This window comes from Citrobacter sp. Cf072, from assembly GCF_030334485.1.
Taxonomy (GTDB): domain Bacteria; phylum Pseudomonadota; class Gammaproteobacteria; order Enterobacterales; family Enterobacteriaceae; genus Citrobacter; species Citrobacter freundii.
Genome location: NZ_JAOWDX010000015.1, coordinates 52,517 through 70,049, shown reverse-complemented (window position 1 = coordinate 70,049; position 17,533 = coordinate 52,517). Strand labels below are relative to the sequence as shown.

Here is a 17,533-nt window from a genome sequence, read left to right as displayed (position 1 = left end):
CTTGATGAGCAGACCAAACGCATGATCCGCCGCGCAATTCTGAAAGCGGTAGCGATCCCCGGTTACCAGGTACCGTTTGGCGGACGTGAAATGCCGATGCCATACGGATGGGGAACCGGCGGCATTCAACTTACCGCCAGCGTGATTGGCGAGCCGGACGTGCTGAAAGTGATTGACCAGGGCGCGGACGACACCACTAACGCCGTATCGATTCGTAATTTCTTCAAGCGTGTGACCGGAGTGAATACCACTGAGCGTACGGAAGATGCGACGCTGATCCAGACCCGCCACCGCATCCCGGAGACGCCGCTGGTGGAAGATCAAATAATCATCTTCCAGGTACCGATCCCCGAGCCGCTACGCTTTATCGAACCGCGTGAAACGGAAACTCGCACCATGCACGCGCTGGAAGAGTACGGCATCATGCAGGTGAAACTGTATGAAGATATCGCCCGCTTTGGTCATATCGCCACCACTTACGCCTATCCGGTGAAGGTCAACGACCGCTACGTCATGGACCCGTCGCCCATCCCGAAATTCGACAATCCGAAGATGGACATGATGCCGGCCCTGCAACTGTTTGGCGCAGGCCGCGAAAAACGTATCTATGCCGTTCCACCTTACACTCGCGTGGAAAGCCTCGATTTCGACGATCACCCGTTTACCGTGCAGAGCTGGGATGAACCTTGTGCCATCTGCGGCTCAACCCACAGCTATCTCGATGAAGTGGTGCTCGATGACAGCGGCAAACGCATGTTTGTCTGCTCCGACACCGATTACTGCCGCCAACAGAGCGAGGCCCTCAGCAAATGACGCAACCGCTGCTTTCAGTCAACAACCTGACCCATCTCTACGCGCCGGGCAAGGGCTTCAGCGATGTCTCTTTTGACCTGTGGCCAGGCGAAGTGCTGGGTATCGTCGGCGAGTCCGGTTCTGGCAAAACCACGCTGCTGAAATCGATCTCTTCACGGCTGACGCCGCAGAGCGGTGAGATTTTGTATCAGAACCGTTCGCTGTACGGCATGAACGAGGCCGACCGTCGCCGTCTGCTGCGCACCGAATGGGGCGTGGTGCATCAGCATCCGCTGGATGGCCTGCGACGTCAGGTCTCCGCAGGCGGCAATATCGGCGAACGCCTGATGGCCACTGGCGCGCGTCACTACGGCGATATCCGCGCCACCGCGCAGCGCTGGCTGGAGGAGGTGGAGATCCCAGCCTCGCGTATTGACGACCTGCCAACCACTTTTTCCGGCGGTATGCAGCAGCGCCTGCAGATCGCCCGCAACCTCGTCACCCATCCCAAACTGGTGTTTATGGACGAACCCACCGGCGGGCTGGACGTTTCGGTACAGGCCAAACTGCTGGACCTGCTGCGCGGCCTGGTGGTGGAACTGGATCTTGCAGTGGTCATTGTCACCCACGATTTGGGTGTGGCGCGTCTGCTGGCAGACCGTTTGCTGGTGATGAAGCAGGGTCAGGTGGTGGAAAGTGGATTAACCGACCGCGTGCTCGACGACCCGCACCATCCGTACACCCAGTTGTTGGTGTCGTCCGTTTTGCAAAATTAAACATCGGATGCCGGATGGCAGCTTACGGGGCGCTTTTTGTAGGCCGGATAAGCACAGCAACATCCGGCAATAAGAACCATGAGGCTCAAATGATCCGCGTTGAAAATGTCAGTAAAACCTTTGTCCTGCATCAGCAAAACGGCGTGCGTCTGCCGGTGCTGCAAAACGCCACGCTGGAAGTGAAAAACGGCGAATGCGTGGTGCTGCACGGTCACTCGGGTAGCGGCAAGTCCACGCTGCTGCGATCGCTGTACGCCAACTATCTGCCGGATGAAGGACACATCCACATTCGCCACTGCGATGAGTGGGTCGATCTGGTGCAGGCCCCGGCGCGCAAAGTGTTGGAAGTTCGCCGTTCAACCATCGGCTGGGTGAGCCAGTTCCTGCGCGTAATCCCGAGGATTTCCGCGCTGGATGTGGTGATGCAACCGCTGCTGGATCTGGGTGTCTCCCATGAGGAGTGTGCAGCCAAAGCGGCTAACCTACTTACCCGCCTGAACGTGCCGGAGCGGCTGTGGCACCTGGCACCGTCGACCTTCTCCGGTGGCGAACAGCAGCGCGTCAACATCGCCCGCGGGTTTATCGTCGATTACCCGATTCTGCTGCTCGATGAACCCACCGCCTCGCTGGACGCCAAAAATAGCGCCGCCGTCGTCGCATTGATTGAAGAAGCAAAAGCCCGCGGCGCAGCAATTGTCGGTATTTTTCACGATCAAACCGTGCGCGACCGCGTAGCGGATCGTCTGCATCTGATGGGAACAACAGCATGATTATCAATAATGTAAAGCTGGTACTGGAAGATGACGTGGTGCAAGGATCGCTGGAAATCGAGGGCGGGGTCATTCGCGCCTTTGCTGAAAGTCCGAGCAGCCTACCTGAGGCGCTGGACGGCGAAGGCGGCTGGCTGCTGCCAGGGCTTATCGAGCTGCATACCGATAATCTCGACAAATTTTTTACCCCGCGCCCGAAGGTAGATTGGCCTGCCCACTCGGCGATGAGCAGCCACGACGCGCTAATGGTCGCCAGCGGCATTACCACCGTGCTGGACGCAGTGGCGATTGGCGATGTGCGCGACGGTGGTGACCGTCTGGAAAATCTGGAGAAGATGATCAACGCGGTGGAAGAGACGCAAAAGCGTGGGGTCAATCGCGCCGAGCACCGCTTGCACCTGCGCTGCGAGCTGCCGCATCACACTACCCTGCCGCTGTTTGAAAAACTGGTCGGTCGTGAGCCGGTGACGCTGGTGTCGCTGATGGATCATTCCCCCGGCCAGCGTCAGTTCGCCAATCGTGAGAAGTACCGCGAGTATTATCAGGGCAAGTATTCGCTCACCGACGAGCAGATGGCCCGTTATGAAGAAGAACAGTTAGCGCTGGCTGCGCGTTGGTCACAGCCCAACCGCACGGCGATTGCCCAGATGTGCCGTGAGCGCCAGATTGCGCTGGCGAGCCATGACGATGCCACCTGCGATCATGTGCTGGAATCGCATCAACTTGGCAGCGTGATCGCCGAATTTCCCACAACTTTCGAAGCCGCCGATGCCTCACGCCAGCATGGCATGAACGTGCTGATGGGCGCACCTAACATCGTGCGCGGCGGTTCTCACTCCGGCAACGTGGCGGCACATAGGCTGGCTGAGCTGGGGCTGCTGGATATTCTCTCCTCCGACTACTACCCCGCCAGCCTGCTCGATGCGGCATTTCGCGTAGCGGATGACGACGCTAACCGCTTTACGCTGTCGCAGGCTATTCGTCTGGTGACCCGCAATCCGGCGCGGGCCTTAAATCTCGACGATCGCGGCGTTATTGCCGAAGGTAAACGCGCGGATCTGGTGCTGGCGCATCGCAAAGGCGGCAACATCCATATCGACCACGTCTGGCGTCAGGGCAAAAGGGTATTCTGACTATGGGTAAACTGATCTGGCTGATGGGGCCGTCCGGCTCCGGTAAGGACAGTCTGCTGGCAGAATTGCGCCAGCAGGAACCGGCGCAACTGCTGGTGGCGCATCGCTACATCACCCGCGCCGCCAACGCCGGGAATGAAAATCATATTGCGCTAAGTGAACCAGAGTTTTTTACCCGCGCCGGGCAGAATCTGCTGGCGCTGAGCTGGCACGCCAACGGTTTCTACTACGGCGTCGGCGTGGAGATAGACCTCTGGCTGCACGCTGGTTTTGATGTGGTGGTCAACGGCTCGCGTGCGCATCTGCCCCAGGCGCAGGCCCGTTATGGCGCTTCTTTGCTTCCCATTTGCTTACAGGTTTCTCCGGCAGTTCTCCGCCAGCGCCTGCAGGCTCGTGGGCGGGAGAGCGAAACGGAAATCGCCGCCCGTCTTGAACGCGCAGCCCGCTACGCCCCGTATGACTGCCACATCCTGAATAACGATGGTAGTTTGCTACAGTCTGTCGATACACTGCTCGCACTGATGGGACGCAAGGAGAAGAAACATGTCTGTCTGTGAATTACGCCGCGCCACGCTCTACGATACCGATGCGGTTTACGCGCTCATCTGCGAGTTGAAGCAGGGTCAATTTGACCTGCAGGCTTTTAGCACTGGTTACGCCGCTAATCTGCAAGATGCCAATATGCACTACCAGCTGGCACTGATCGACGGACAGGTCGTCGGCTTGATCGGTCTACACCTGCAGTTTCATTTGCACCACGCCAACTGGATTGGCGAAATCCAGGAACTGGTGGTGATGCCGCAGGCGCGAGGGTTAAGGGTTGGCAGCCAGCTACTGGCTTGGGCCGAAGCCGCCGCACGCGAAGCGGGCGCAGAAGTCACCGAGCTTTCCACCAGCACCCAACGCCTTGACGCACACCGTTTTTACCAGCGCGAAGGCTATACCATGAGCCATTTTCGCTTCACCAAACCGCTGTAGGGGGAGCCATGAGTCTGACCATTACGCTAACGGGAACGGGCGGCGCACAGCTGGTGCCGACATTTGGCTGCGACTGTGCGGCCTGCCAACGAGCACGCTTACAGGCGCAATATCGTCGACGCCCTTGTAGCGGGGTGGTCAAATTCAACAATGCGGTGACACTGCTGGACGCGGGGCTCCCGCATCTGATGGACGACTGGCCAGCGGGCAGCTTCCAGCAGTTTCTGTTGACCCACTATCATATGGATCACGTGCAGGGGCTGTTTCCGCTGCGCTGGGGCGTGGGGGCGACTATCCCGGTGTACGGACCGTCGGATGAAGAGGGTTGCGACGATCTGTTTAAGCATCCCGGCATCCTCGATTTTAGCCATACCGTCGCGCCATTCGTAGTGTTTGACCTGCAAGGATTGCAGGTCACGCCGCTACCGCTCAACCATTCAAAGCTGACGTTTGGTTATCTGCTGGAGACCGCACATAGCCGCGTGGCGTGGCTCTCCGATACCGCCGGACTTCCCGACAAGACGCTGAAGTTTCTCCACAATAACCAACCCCGGGTGATTATCATCGACTGCAGCCATGCCCCGCGCACCGAGCCACCGCGCAATCACTGTGATTTAAATACCGTTATCGCGTTGAACGACATTATCCGCTGTCCACGGGTGATCCTGACGCATATCAGCCATCAGTTCGACCTGTGGATGATGGAAAACCAGCTTCCCGCAGGGTTTGAGGCAGGATATGACGGTATGGAGATTATGCTGGAGTAAGGAAATTTGCCGGATGCGATGAAAACATCTTATCCGGCCGACAAGACGACAGTCAGGCGACTTTTCCATAAGCATAGAGAGATTGCAATGCATACATGCACTGTGCTCAAGTGCATGCATTAACATAAAATGGCGAGATGTTGAGCTGACAGCGAAATCCCTTACAGGGGATAAAATATTCTTACATTTAGATAGTTACAGTTAACGATCGTAATCTTCTTCCATTCTGCGTTCTTCGTCTTCTAACTGACGCCGTTCTTGATCAAGCTGGCGCTGACGGTCATCCAGTTGGCGACGTCGATCTTCAAACTGGCGGCGGCGATTGTCATATTGCCTGCGCCGGTCGTCACTCATCTGGCGCTGCCAGCTTTCATCACGGGAATCATCATAATCCCGCCCGTTGTCCGGTTTGTATGCGTCGTTTATCGCCTGCTGAATATTACCAATGGCGTCATCGATAATATCCGCCTGCGCCGATACGGTGGTCAGCATCAGCAAACTAAAAAGAAGGAATGTCGCGGAGCGTTGCATAAAACCAGCCTCATCAAGAAACTCGCCCCACGGTAACCAAAGCGTATTTGCGCGGGTAGCGGAGGAATCTCAATTACGCGAATGCCGCAGCGCCTGCGCCAGCTCTCCCCGAGTAAAAGGCTTACGCAATAGTGCCACATCCGGCAGCGCCGGGTTATGCGCCGGGCGTAAATCCTGACCGCTCATCAGCAAGATGGACAACTGCGGATAATGTGCCTGGGCATGGTTAACCACATCCACGCCGCTTAAACCACCAGGCAGCATTAAGTCACTGATAAAAATATCAATCTCGGATGAAGCCGCCAGCATATGCATCGCCTGTTCGCCGTTGGCGGCCTCTAACGTCAGGTAGCCCAGCAGGTGTAATTGCTCGCACAACGTCTGGCGTACATCGTCCTCATCCTCGAGCACCAACACCAGTTTTTCATCGTTGGTCGTTGTGTGTTGCGCTACCGCTTCCACTTGAGCCTGCACCGGAACAACGGCGCGAGGCAGTTGCAGCCGGACAGTCGTTCCCTGCCCGGGGGCGCTTTCAATCTCCACCCGGCCACCGGACTGGCGCACAAAACCGTAAACCATCGACAGCCCAAGCCCACTGCCGCTGCCAGTCTGTTTGGTGGTGAAAAATGGCTCGAAGACCTGCGCTTTCACTTCCTGCGACATCCCACTTCCCTGGTCGGCTACCTCCAGCATCACCATGTCCTGCTTACGCCCATCGCTGCGCGTAACCCGTTGATTCCAAGTACGGATTTTTATCGTGCCCGCCTGCCCGTCCATGGCGTCACGGGCGTTCATCACCAGATTGATAATGGCGTTTTCCAGTTGGCTGACGTCAATCCACGCGGGCCAGGCAGGCGACTGGGCTTCAATCTCCAGCGTCAACGTGGCCGGAAGAGAGTGGCGCATCAGTTCGCCCAGGTTTTCCAGCAAGGTTTTCAGCTCCACCGCATGAGGGTGCAATGACTGTTTGCGCGAAAAGGCCAGCAGCCGTTGGGTAAGCAGCGCCCCGCGCTCGGCGGCTTTTAGCGCCCGATTGACCCGTGGCGCATCGGGCGACTCCGGATTCACCAAATCCAGACTGCCAATAATCACCGCCAGCAGGTTATTGAAATCATGCGCTAATCCACCCGTCAGTTGCCCCACCGCCTTCAGCTTTTGGCTGTGCAACAGCGCTTCTTCCAGCCCCTGACGCTCGGTGCGATCGATTTCCATCTGGCTGGTTTTTTCTTTTAGCAGTCGAGTGGTGTGCTCCAGCGATGCCGTATTGCGGGCAAAGACGCTAAAGGCGCGGGCCAGCTCGCCCAGCTCATCGCGCCGCTGCAGGGCCGGGACACTGACGTCTGATTCACCGTGCGCCAGCCGGGTCATCGCCCGCGAAATGGCCGTTAGGTTGGAGCCGAGATTACGGTAGATATACCACCCGGCAAAACCGGTGATCACCACCGCCAGCAGCGCAAACACTAAAATAAACAACGCGCCGGATTGCAGTTCCTGATGGTTTTGCGCCACCCGCTGCTCTGAGATCAGCGCCACCTGCGAGGCATACTGGTTGATATCGCTGTTGAGGATCGCCACCAACGCTTTGATGTGGAACATATACCAATTGATGGCTAAATCACTTTGCTCCAGCGCGGAGGAGAGCGGCTCCAGCTTATGCAGCTCCTGGTTGAAGTCGTTGAGGATACCGCTAATCAGCGGATTGGCATGCAGCAAGGGAAGAGCGGGCATCACTGCATCCAGTTGTTTCACCACCGAACGCGGCGTGGGCGTGTCGATGGCGGCAACAATTAAGCGGTCCATCTGCCCCAGCAGCACATCGTCCTGCGCGCCGGTGAGCTTTTGCAGATGACGTAAATAGCTTTGATTTTGATACAGCGAACTGAGCAGCGCGTTACGTTCCAGGTGCCGCCGCTGACCGCGCTGCAACATACCTTCTACGCTGCTTTGTAGCTCCTGGCTGCGCTGGATAATTCGCTCGACCAGCACCGGCTCCTGCTGTGCCAGCGGCGCGGTAGCCAGTTGTTCCAGCGACTGCTTCAGCGCCCTTTGCGTCTCCTGCAGCCGCTCCGCTTCCCCTTTGTATTCCAGCGCCCCGACTACCTGCGACAGCCGCACCGCCGCTGTCGCGACGTTCGCCGTATCCCGTGCCAGGTTCATGCTGCCGGTCATGTCGTCAACGGTTTGCTGCTGCACCTGCTCCTGGATCTGGCTTGCGTGCTGAAACCCCAGCACCGCCACGCCGCTCACCATCAGCGTGACCGCCACCACCAGCAGATTGAAGAACAGCAATCGTCCACGCGCACTGGCGAAAAAGTGACGTCCCGGTTGCGGCATATCACGCTCCGTGAAGAAAAATCGCAATATGACAAATATGAACGGCTTCTGACATTTTGCATTTACATTCCTGTGATGGACTGCTGATATCGGCCACCCCACAGGAGATCCGCCATGAGCAGGACACCAGTTCTGGAGATGCGCAACATTGCTAAAGCGTTTGGCAAATTTTACGCGCTGAAAGGGGTCGATTTAACGGTCTGGCCGGGCGAGATTCATGCCCTGATGGGCGAGAACGGTGCGGGGAAAAGCACCCTGATGAAGATCCTCGCGGGCGCCTATACCGCCACCAGCGGTGAAATCCTGATTGACGGTCAGCCGTTTCACATTCGCGGCCCCAAAGATGCACTCAGCGCAGGCATCACGCTGATTTATCAGGAGATGCAGCTCGCGCCGAACCTGACGGTGGCAGAAAATATCTTTCTTGGCAGCGAGCTGTCGCGCGGCGGTCTGGTCCAGCGTAAAGAGATGGTCATGCAGTCACAGAAAGTCATCGATCGACTCGGCGCCCAGTTTAAGGCCAGCGACCGTGTGATGACGTTGACCATCGCCGAACAGCAGCAGGTTGAAATTGCCCGTGCCCTGCACCGTAACAGCCGCATTCTGGTGATGGATGAACCCACCGCCGCCCTCTCCTCACGTGAAACCCACCGCCTGTTTGAACTGATCATGCGCCTGCGCGATGAGGGGATGGCGATTATCTACATCAGCCACCGCATGGCGGAAGTGTACGAACTCTCCGATCGCGTCAGCGTCCTGCGCGACGGGCAATATGTTGGCAGCCTGACCCGCGACAAGCTCAACGCCTCGGAGCTGGTGCGCATGATGGTGGGCCGTCCGTTGAGCGACCTGTTCAACAAAGAGCGCGACATTCCTTTAGGTAAAGCACGCCTCAACGTCCATCACCTTACCGACGGCCATAAAGTCCAACCGTGCAGCTTGCTGGTGCGCTCCGGGGAGATCGTCGGCCTGGCCGGGTTAGTCGGCGCCGGGCGTTCTGAACTGGCGCAGCTGATTTTTGGCGTGCGCAAAGCCATCGGCGGCATGATTGAAGTGGACGGTGAACCGGTGGTGATCCACTCCCCGCGCGAAGCAATTGACCACGGCATTGGCTTTCTGACGGAAAACCGCAAAGAGCAGGGATTATTTTTAGAGCTGGCAGCGGCAGAAAACATCACCATGGCAACGCTGGAACGTGACGCGAACTGGGGCATGCTCGATCGCAAAAAGGCGCAGGCGATTTCTGATGACGCCATCAAATTGCTCAATATTCGCGTCCCGCATGCCCAGGTCCGCGCAGGCGGCTTGTCCGGCGGCAACCAGCAAAAGCTGCTGATTTCGCGCTGGGTGGCGATCGGGCCACGCATTTTGATCCTCGATGAACCCACGCGCGGTGTGGACGTCGGCGCCAAAAGCGAGATCTACCGGATCATGAACGATATGGCGCGCAAAGGCGTGGCGATCCTAATGATCTCCAGCGAACTGCCGGAAGTGGTCGGGATGAGCGACCGCGTGTACGTCATGCGCGAAGGCAGTATTGCCGGCGAGCTGAACGGACAAAGTATTACCCAGGAAAATATTATGACGCTGGCAACCGGCGTGAACGACTCCCATCATCAGGCGGTACCCCATGAATAATCCAACCACTCCCCAGCAGGTGGCGAAATCCGCCTCCGCAAAAAAAATGCTGATGAGCGATCTGATGCAAACGGTCGGTATCTTACCGATTCTCATCCTGATAGTGGCGGTGTTTGGCTTTATCGCGCCTAACTTTTTTACCGAGAGTAACCTGCTGAATATTACCCGTCAGGCGTCGATCAACATCGTGCTGGCCGCTGGCATGACCTTCATTATTTTAACCGGCGGCATCGATCTTTCGGTTGGTTCGATTCTCGGCACCACCGCCGTCGCAGCCATGGTGGTTTCTCTCATTCCTGAGTTTGCCATGCTGTCAGTCCCTGCTGCACTGTTGCTCGGCATGGTGCTGGGGTTGTTTAACGGTGCGCTGGTCGCTTTTGCCGGCCTGCCGCCGTTTATCGTCACGCTTGGAACCTATACGGCGCTGCGCGGCGCAGCTTACCTGCTGGCCGACGGCACGACGGTGATTAACTCCAACATCAGCTTTGAGTGGATCGGTAACAACTATCTCGGTCCGGTTCCGTGGCTGGTGGTCATTGCGCTGGCGGTGGTGGTGGTGTGCTGGTTCATTCTTAGGCGCACCACACTCGGCGTTCATATCTATGCGGTTGGCGGCAATATGCAGGCCGCGCGCTTAACCGGTATCAAAGTGTGGCTGGTGCTGCTGTTCGTCTACGGCATGAGCGGTTTGCTCTCAGGTCTTGGCGGGGTGATGAGCGCCTCGCGGCTGTACAGCGCCAACGGCAACTTAGGCATGGGTTACGAGCTGGACGCCATCGCGGCGGTGATCCTCGGCGGCACCAGCTTTGTTGGCGGGATCGGCACCATCACCGGCACGCTGGTGGGGGCGTTGATCATTGCCACGCTCAATAACGGCATGACGCTGATGGGCGTCTCCTATTTCTGGCAATTGGTGATCAAAGGGGCGGTGATCATCATAGCGGTGCTGATCGACAAATACCGTACCCGACACCATCAAAGTGCATAGACAAGCTTACTGGCCTACTCATTCGTAGGCCTGATAAGCGCAGCGCCATCAGGCGTATAACAACAATACCCTACGTGAGGAAACGAGTATGCGTTTGAAGCCATTAGTGACCGCGCTCTGTGCTGGCGCCCTGCTTGCTGCAGCTCCATTTGTGCAGGCAAAAGAACTGAAATCCATCGGCGTTACGGTGGGCGATCTGGCCAACCCGTTCTTCGTGCAGATCACCAAAGGCGCGGAGCTGGAAGCACGCAAACTGGCAGGTGATAGCGTTAAAGTCACGCTGGTTTCCAGCGGCTACGATCTGGGGCAACAGGTGTCGCAAATCGACAACTTTATTGCCGCCAAAGTCGACATGATTATCCTTAACGCCGCCGACTCCAAAGGCATTGGCCCGGCGGTTAAACGCGCGAAAGACGCCGGGATCGTGGTGGTTGCCGTTGACGTAGCGGCGGAAGGCGCAGACGCGACCATAACTTCCGATAACACTCAGGCAGGCGAAATGGCCTGTAAATACATTACCGACCGTCTGAAAGGGAAAGGCAACGTCGTCATCATCAACGGGCCGCCGGTTTCTGCCGTCCAGAACCGTGTGGAAGGCTGCCAGACTGAGTTTAAACGCCACCCGGACATCAAGGTGCTGTCGCATAACCAAAACGCCAAAGGCAGTCGCGAAGGCGGGCTGGAGATCATGACCGCGTTGCTGGCGGCGAATCCGAAGATCGACGGCGTGTTCGCCATTAACGATCCCACGGCGATCGGCGCCGATCTGGCGGCAAAACAGGCGCAGCGTAGCGAATTCTTTATTGTCGGCGTAGATGGATCCCCAGACGGTGAAGAAGCGCTGAAGCGCGAAAACTCACTATTTGTGGCGACTCCGGCACAAGATCCGCAGGTGATGGCTGCCAAAGCGGTTGAAATCGGCTATGACATATTGCAGGGGAAACCAGCCCCGAAAGAACCCGTGCTGATCCCAGTGACGATGATCGATAAAAACAACGTCGGCAGTTATAAGGGTTGGACGGTTAAATAGCCCGCCACAACAACGCCGGTTGGCGGCAAAGATACCTTATCCGGTCTACAAGATCGCTATGAATTTGTAGGCCGGATAAGCGCGGCACCATCCGGCATTATATTAAGGAGGATTCAGCCGATGAAACGCTCCGCAATAAACGAGATCCTTGGCCACACGCGCCAGTTTTTCTCTCAGCACGACGTGCATCTCCCCCCTTTTGCCAGCTTCCCCCCGACCCAATGGCGCAAGCTTGATGCCGCTGCCTGGAGCGAAGTGTTCGACCTTAAGCTCGGTTGGGATGTCACCGCGTTTGGCGGCAACAATTTCGCCGCGCAAGGATTAACGCTGTTCACCCTGCGTAATGGTTCGCCGAAAGGCATGCCTTACGAGAAATGCTACGCCGAGAAAATCATGCATGTTCGCGATGCACAGGTCACGCCGATGCATTTTCACTGGCGCAAACGCGAAGACATTATCAATCGCGGCGGCGGCAATCTCATTGTAGAACTGTGGAATGCAGGGATCCGCGAGCAAACGGAAGACAGCGACGTTAGCGTGGTAATTGACGGCTGCCAGCAAACCCATACCGCAGGCAGTCAACTGCGCCTGACGCCGGGTGAAAGCATCTGCCTGCCGCCGGGCCTGTATCACAGCTTCTGGGCGGAAGAAGGTTTTGGCGACGTGCTGGTTGGCGAGGTCTCTTCTGTTAATGACGACGACCACGACAACCATTTTCTGCAACCGATTTCCCGCTACAACGACATTGAAGAAGACGAACCGGCGCTGCTGGTACTGTGTAACGAATATCGCCTGTTCCGCTAACCAAGGAGCACATTATGCCGTTGATCTCACTCGCTGATGGCCTTGCCCATGCCCGCGAGCACCGCTATGCCTTAGGGGCGTTTAACGTTCTGGATTCACATTTCCTGCGCGCGTTGTTTGCCGCAGCAAAGCAAGAACGTTCGCCGTTTATTATCAACATTGCCGAGGTGCATTTTAAATATATCTCGCTAGATTCTCTGGTCGAAGCGGTCAAATTCGAAGCCGCGCGGCATGACATTCCGGTAGTGCTGAATCTTGACCACGGCCTGCACTTTGAGTCGGTGGTGCGAGCGTTACGCTTAGGTTTCAGCTCAGTGATGTTCGATGGCTCCACGCTGGAGTACGAAGAAAATATCCGTCAGACCCGCGAAGTGGTGAAGATGTGCCACGCCATCGGCGTGTCGGTGGAAGCTGAGTTGGGCGCAGTCGGTGGCGATGAAGGCGGTGCGCTGTACGGTCATGCCGACGAATCACTGTTTACCGACCCAATGCTGGCGCGTGATTTCGTTGACAGAACCGGGATTGACGCGCTGGCGGTCGCCATTGGCAACGCCCACGGCAAATATAAAGGCGAACCGCTGCTCGACTTCCCGCGTCTGGACACCATTCGCCAGCAGGCGGCAATCCCGCTGGTACTGCACGGTGGCTCCGGCATCAGCGACGACGATTTCAAGCGCGCAATTGAACTCGGCATTCACAAAATCAACTTCTATACCGGCATGTCGCAGGCGGCGCTGTCGGCAGTGGAGACGCGGATGGCGAATCGTCAGCCCTTATACGACGAATTCGCTGAACTGCTGCTCGGCATTGAGGAAGCCATTACCGATACCGTTTCAGAACAGATGCGCATTTTTGGCAGCGCGGGACGGGTCTGATGGAACGCAAAGGCGTTATCGCCGCAGGCAACATGCTGGTCGATCATGTGCATCAAATTGTGCAGTGGCCGGAACGCGGCTGGTTGGCGGAAATCACCCGTAGCGAACGCGCCACGGGCGGTGCGCCGCTTAATGTGCTGCTGACGCTGGCAAAAATGCACACTGGGCTGCCGTTGCAGGCGGTGGGGTTAATCGGTCAGGACAGCGATGGCGACTACATCATGGCGATGCTGGAGCAGTATCACGTTAATCGCCAACACGTGCAGCGCACGACATTCGCGCCCACGTCAATGTCGCAGGTGATGACCGATCCCAGCGGCCAGCGCACCTTTTTCCACTCGCCGGGCGCCAACAGACTGCTGGATTTGCCCGCTTTTGAGCAACTGGATACCTCGATGAAAATCTTCCATCTGGGATATCTGTTACTGCTCGACAGTCTGGACATGCCGGATAAGGAGTACGGGACGCGTAGCGCAAGGCTGCTGGCGCAAATGCGCGACAACGGCTTTGAAACATCGCTGGATCTGGTCTCACGCAAGGGCGACCCGCGCTACCAGCCACTGGTGATGCCAGCCTTGCGCCATCTCGACTATCTGGTAATTAACGAGCTGGAAGCCGGAGAATTTAGCGGGCTGGAGATCCGCCAGTCCAACGGCGAGCTACATATCCCGCATATCGCTACCGCCGCGCGCGAATTATTGGATGCAGGCGTACGCCAGCGGGTGGTTATTCACTGTCCGGAAGGTGCCTGGGGTGAAGCGCCGGATCTGCCGGGCGTCTGGATCCCGTCGCAGTACCTGGCGCAGGAGGAGATCGTTGGCAGCGTCGGGGCGGGTGATGCGTTTTGCGCCGGATTTTTGTATGGCTGTCATGAGCGCTGGTCGCTGACGGACAGCGTCAGGTTGGCACACGCCTGTGCGCGGGCAAGCTTGCTGTGCGCCAATGCGATAGACGGCGCGAAGACGCTGGCAGAGTTAAAAGCGACTATGGCTGATGCCTGATGCGCTACACTTATCAGGCCTACGGGGTCGTTATCGCTTTTGTAGGCCGGATCAGGCGTTTACGCCGCATCCGGCAACTGCACACGATCACGCCGCCTTATCGTGATGCTGCACGTCGGCGGCAAACACATAACCCAACCCGCGCAGGGTTTTGATCAACATCGGTTGATGCGGGTTAATCTCTATTTTTCGCCGCAAGCGCATGATTAACACGTCAATAGTGCGGTCAAACACCTCAACACTGTCGCTACGCGTCAGCTCCAGCAGTTGTTCCCGGCTCAGCACCCGGCGGGCATTTTGAGCCAGCGCCAACAGCAGGCTGTATTCCCCCTGCGTCAACTCCACCTTCAACTGCTGGGGATTACGAAGCTGGCAACCGGCGGTATCGAGATGCCAGCCATTGAAAGAAAGCCCCGTGGTCTGTGGGCCGCCGTTTTCTGCCGTTAACACGCCAACGCGTCTGAGCACCGCCTTTACCCGAGCCACCAGCACCCGCGCATTGAACGGTTTACCGATATAGTCGTCAGCGCCCATTTCCAGCCCGACCACCACATCCGACTCGCTGCCAAGCCCGGTCAGCATCACCACCGGTAATCCGGGCCTCATCTTTTGCACCTGCTGCAGCACCATCAGACCGTTGATGTCGGGCAACATCATATCCAGCAATACCAGCGCGATCTCCGGCTGAGTCTCAATGCAGCGCAACGCCTCCTGCCCGGTGTGACAAGCGGTCACCGCAAAGACGTGTTCGTTCAGCACATCCTGTAAAAGCGAGCAGACTGCCACGTCATCATCCACAACCAGAACAACGGGTTTCATCATTCGACTCCGTCCACTTCGTTATCATCTTATTGTGAGTAATATCAGGCGAAGTGAAAGAGCACACATGATCTATCTGATAAAAATATAATCCTTGTCACACTATTCAGTAAACATAATAGGTTTTCCTCTGCTCAGCACTTTGGGCACAAATACCTAATAAGAATAACTACGCAGATCACACTTCCTTTCTTTAAAATAAAACATTCGAACTTATGATAATGACAAAATTAAAGCAGCGATATTTACTATTTTAATAAATTCACAGTACATATGATAAATGGAGATTCATATGAATAAATCTCAGCCGTTCCGCCTGAGCAGGATTTTTATTGCATTGGTCGCGACTACCGGAATATTAGTTAATCCTGTATTTGCCAGTGAATCATCCCAACCAGCGTCACAATATACAAAGCAACAGAATCAGCGTTATTTAACATCATTACCTTTTGCCGATCGCCAGGATTTTGACGATGCGCAGCGTGGTTTTATCGCACCACTGCCTAACCAAGGTATTCTTAAAAATGCCGACGGAAAACCCTTTTATCGCGCAGAAGATTATAAGTTTGATATCAATGCCCCTGCACCAGAAACAGTAAACCCCAGCTTATGGCGACAGTCGCAGATCAACGGTATTTCGGGCTTGTTTAAAGTAACTGAACGGATGTATCAGGTACGCGGCCAGGATATTTCCAATATCACTTTTATCGAAGGTGATACAGGTATTATCGTTATCGACCCATTGGTTACCGCTGGGGCAGCAAAAGCCAGCCTGGACCTCTACTATCAACATCGTCCGCAAAAACCGATTGTTGCCGTTATTTATACCCATAGCCATACCGATCACTATGGCGGTGTGAAAGGCATTGTCTCTGAAAATGACGTGATATCTGGCAAAGTGCAGATTCTCGCCCCGGCAGGCTTTATGGAAGAAGCCATCAGCGAAAACGTCTTGCTGGGCAATATTATGAGTCGCCGTGCTCTGTTCTCCTACGGCCTGCTTCTGCCTCGTAACCCACAAGGAAATATCGGCAACGGTCTGGGCGTCACGCTGACAACAGGTCTGCCGACTATCATTGCCCCAACCCAATCAATCATCAAAACCGGTGAGAAAAAAGTCATCGACGGCCTGGAGTTCGATTTCCTGATAGCGCCAGGCAGCGAGGCGCCTTCCGAAATGCACTTATATATTCCGGCGCTCAAAGCGCTCTGTACGGCAGAAAATACGACGCACACGCTGCATAACTTCTATACGCTACGCAGTGCAAAAACACGCGATACCAGCAAATGGACCGAGTATCTGAACGAAACACTTGATATGTGGGGCAGCCAGGCAGAAGTGTTGTTTATGCCGCATACCTGGCCCGTCTGGGGTAATCAGCATATTAACGACTATATCGGTAAATATCGCGACACCATCAAGTATATCCACGATCAAACTCTGAATATGGCTAACCAAGGCTATACGATGAATGAGATTGGCAACATGATTCAACTACCACCAACGCTCGCCAATAACTGGGCCAGTCGTGGCTACTACGGTTCGGTCAGCCATGACGCGCGTGCGGTCTACAACTTCTACCTCGGCTACTTCGACGGCAACCCGGCAAATCTGGATCCTTACGGACAGACAGATATGGGTAAACGCTACGTCAAAGCGTTGGGTGGTGCAAAACAGACCATTGAGCTGGCTCAGGAAGCCTATGACAAGGGTGATTATCGCTGGACGTCAGAACTGCTCAAGCACGTGATTTCCGCTGAACCAGACAACCAGGCGGCTAAGAATCTGCAAGCGAATGCGTTTGAACAGCTGGGCTATCAGGCCGAGTCCGCCACCTGGCGCGGTTTCTACCTCACCGGCGCGAAAGAACTGCGTGAAGGCGTGCGTAAATTTACACACGGCACCACCAATTCCCCGGACACCATCAACGGAATGAGCGTAGAAATGCTGCTCGATTACATGGCCGTTCGTCTGGACAGTGAGAAAGCATCAGGTAAACACATCAGCCTGAACTTCAACCTGGACAAAGGCGAGAACCTGAATCTGACGCTCAACAACAGCGTGCTCAATCATCGTCAGACCCTGCAACCAGATGCCGACACCTCATTCTATATCAGCCGTACAGATCTGCACGACGTGCTGACAGGCCAGGTGAAAATGAGCGATCTGGTACACGCGAAGAAAGTCAAAGTGATTGGCAAAGCCGCGAAGTTGGATGAAGTGATAGCGATGCTGGATCAATTTGATTTGTGGGTTAATGTCGTTACACCCAATTAATAACAAGCCGCTTCCAGAG

Annotated in this window: 17 protein-coding genes; 14 read left to right on the top strand and 3 right to left on the bottom strand. The window is 56.0% G+C overall.

The features are described from left to right. The first annotated feature begins 21 nt into the window (after positions 1–21). The 7 genes from phnJ (at position 22) to phnP (ending at position 5,216) form a co-directional block, all read left to right on the top strand. Positions 22–813, top strand: a complete 792-nt coding sequence (gene phnJ / locus OGX66_RS01220; protein ID WP_224774781.1) for an alpha-D-ribose 1-methylphosphonate 5-phosphate C-P-lyase PhnJ — start codon at positions 22–24, stop codon at positions 811–813. Beyond that, on the top strand, positions 810–1,568 hold the full coding sequence (gene phnK, locus OGX66_RS01215; RefSeq protein ID WP_003844769.1) for a phosphonate C-P lyase system protein PhnK: 759 nt from the start codon (positions 810–812) through the stop codon (positions 1,566–1,568). The genes phnJ and phnK overlap by 4 nt, the downstream gene beginning before the upstream one ends. 89 nt (positions 1,569–1,657) lie before the next feature. Continuing rightward, entirely contained in the window at positions 1,658–2,338 is a 681-nt protein-coding gene (phnL, locus tag OGX66_RS01210; RefSeq protein WP_032938148.1) for a phosphonate C-P lyase system protein PhnL, read from the top strand. Beyond that, complete coding sequence (phnM, locus tag OGX66_RS01205) at positions 2,335–3,471, top strand: alpha-D-ribose 1-methylphosphonate 5-triphosphate diphosphatase (protein WP_003031811.1); 1,137 nt, start codon at positions 2,335–2,337, stop codon at positions 3,469–3,471. The genes phnL and phnM overlap by 4 nt, the downstream gene beginning before the upstream one ends. Positions 3,472–3,473: 2 nt before the next feature. After that, positions 3,474–4,028 carry a ribose 1,5-bisphosphokinase gene (gene phnN, locus OGX66_RS01200; protein WP_088902830.1) on the top strand — a complete coding sequence of 185 codons (555 nt, stop codon included), beginning with the start codon at positions 3,474–3,476 and terminating at the stop codon, positions 4,026–4,028. After that, complete coding sequence (gene phnO / locus OGX66_RS01195; protein ID WP_032948341.1) at positions 4,015–4,449, top strand: aminoalkylphosphonate N-acetyltransferase; 435 nt, start codon at positions 4,015–4,017, stop codon at positions 4,447–4,449. The genes phnN and phnO overlap by 14 nt, the downstream gene beginning before the upstream one ends. 8 nt (positions 4,450–4,457) lie before the next feature. Continuing rightward, the gene (phnP, locus tag OGX66_RS01190) at positions 4,458–5,216 is read left to right on the top strand and encodes a phosphonate metabolism protein PhnP (RefSeq protein ID WP_088902831.1); all 759 of its coding nucleotides are present in this window, start codon (positions 4,458–4,460) and stop codon (positions 5,214–5,216) included. A 201-nt stretch (positions 5,217–5,417) separates the two neighbouring features. On the opposite strand, the gene yjdP is transcribed toward phnP, so the two are convergent. Together yjdP and OGX66_RS01180 are read right to left on the bottom strand one after the other, a co-directional pair. Then, complete coding sequence (gene yjdP, locus OGX66_RS01185) at positions 5,418–5,747, bottom strand: DDRRRQL repeat protein YjdP (protein ID WP_003031807.1); 330 nt, start codon at positions 5,745–5,747, stop codon at positions 5,418–5,420. Between the two features lie 69 nt (positions 5,748–5,816). Beyond that, entirely contained in the window at positions 5,817–8,081 is a 2,265-nt protein-coding gene (locus OGX66_RS01180; RefSeq protein WP_115489424.1) for a hybrid sensor histidine kinase/response regulator, read from the bottom strand. Between the two features lie 114 nt (positions 8,082–8,195). Between OGX66_RS01180 and OGX66_RS01175 the strand changes: the two genes are divergently transcribed. The 6 genes from OGX66_RS01175 to OGX66_RS01150 all read left to right on the top strand — a co-directional run bounded on the left by OGX66_RS01175 (position 8,196) and on the right by OGX66_RS01150 (position 14,417). Continuing rightward, positions 8,196–9,719: a sugar ABC transporter ATP-binding protein gene (locus OGX66_RS01175; RefSeq protein WP_003844755.1), complete on the top strand. Its 1,524-nt coding sequence runs from the start codon at positions 8,196–8,198 to the stop codon at positions 9,717–9,719. Further along, positions 9,712–10,707 carry an ABC transporter permease subunit gene (locus OGX66_RS01170; RefSeq protein ID WP_003031803.1) on the top strand — a complete coding sequence of 332 codons (996 nt, stop codon included), beginning with the start codon at positions 9,712–9,714 and terminating at the stop codon, positions 10,705–10,707. Before OGX66_RS01175 ends, OGX66_RS01170 begins: the two co-directional genes overlap by 8 nt. Before the next feature lie 88 nt (positions 10,708–10,795). Next, a complete protein-coding gene (locus OGX66_RS01165; RefSeq protein WP_003826688.1) occupies positions 10,796–11,737 on the top strand; it encodes an ABC transporter substrate-binding protein in 942 nt (313 codons plus the stop codon). A 120-nt stretch (positions 11,738–11,857) separates the two neighbouring features. Next, positions 11,858–12,541, top strand: coding sequence for a D-lyxose/D-mannose isomerase (locus tag OGX66_RS01160; protein WP_088902833.1), 684 nt, complete (start codon positions 11,858–11,860; stop codon positions 12,539–12,541). 14 nt (positions 12,542–12,555) lie between these two features. Continuing rightward, the gene (locus OGX66_RS01155) at positions 12,556–13,416 is read left to right on the top strand and encodes a ketose 1,6-bisphosphate aldolase (protein WP_286510764.1); all 861 of its coding nucleotides are present in this window, start codon (positions 12,556–12,558) and stop codon (positions 13,414–13,416) included. Next, complete coding sequence (locus OGX66_RS01150) at positions 13,413–14,417, top strand: carbohydrate kinase family protein (RefSeq protein ID WP_179154422.1); 1,005 nt, start codon at positions 13,413–13,415, stop codon at positions 14,415–14,417. The genes OGX66_RS01155 and OGX66_RS01150 overlap by 4 nt, the downstream gene beginning before the upstream one ends. 87 nt (positions 14,418–14,504) lie before the next feature. Here OGX66_RS01150 and OGX66_RS01145 read toward each other — a convergent pair whose 3' ends face one another. After that, a complete protein-coding gene (locus tag OGX66_RS01145; RefSeq protein ID WP_044702176.1) occupies positions 14,505–15,236 on the bottom strand; it encodes a response regulator transcription factor in 732 nt (243 codons plus the stop codon). Positions 15,237–15,528: 292 nt separating this feature from the next. On the opposite strand from OGX66_RS01145, the gene OGX66_RS01140 reads away from it, so the two are divergent. After that, positions 15,529–17,514 (top strand): alkyl/aryl-sulfatase, encoded by a 1,986-nt coding sequence (locus OGX66_RS01140; protein WP_270936157.1) that lies wholly within the window; start codon positions 15,529–15,531, stop codon positions 17,512–17,514. Positions 17,515–17,533: the final 19 nt, after the last annotated feature.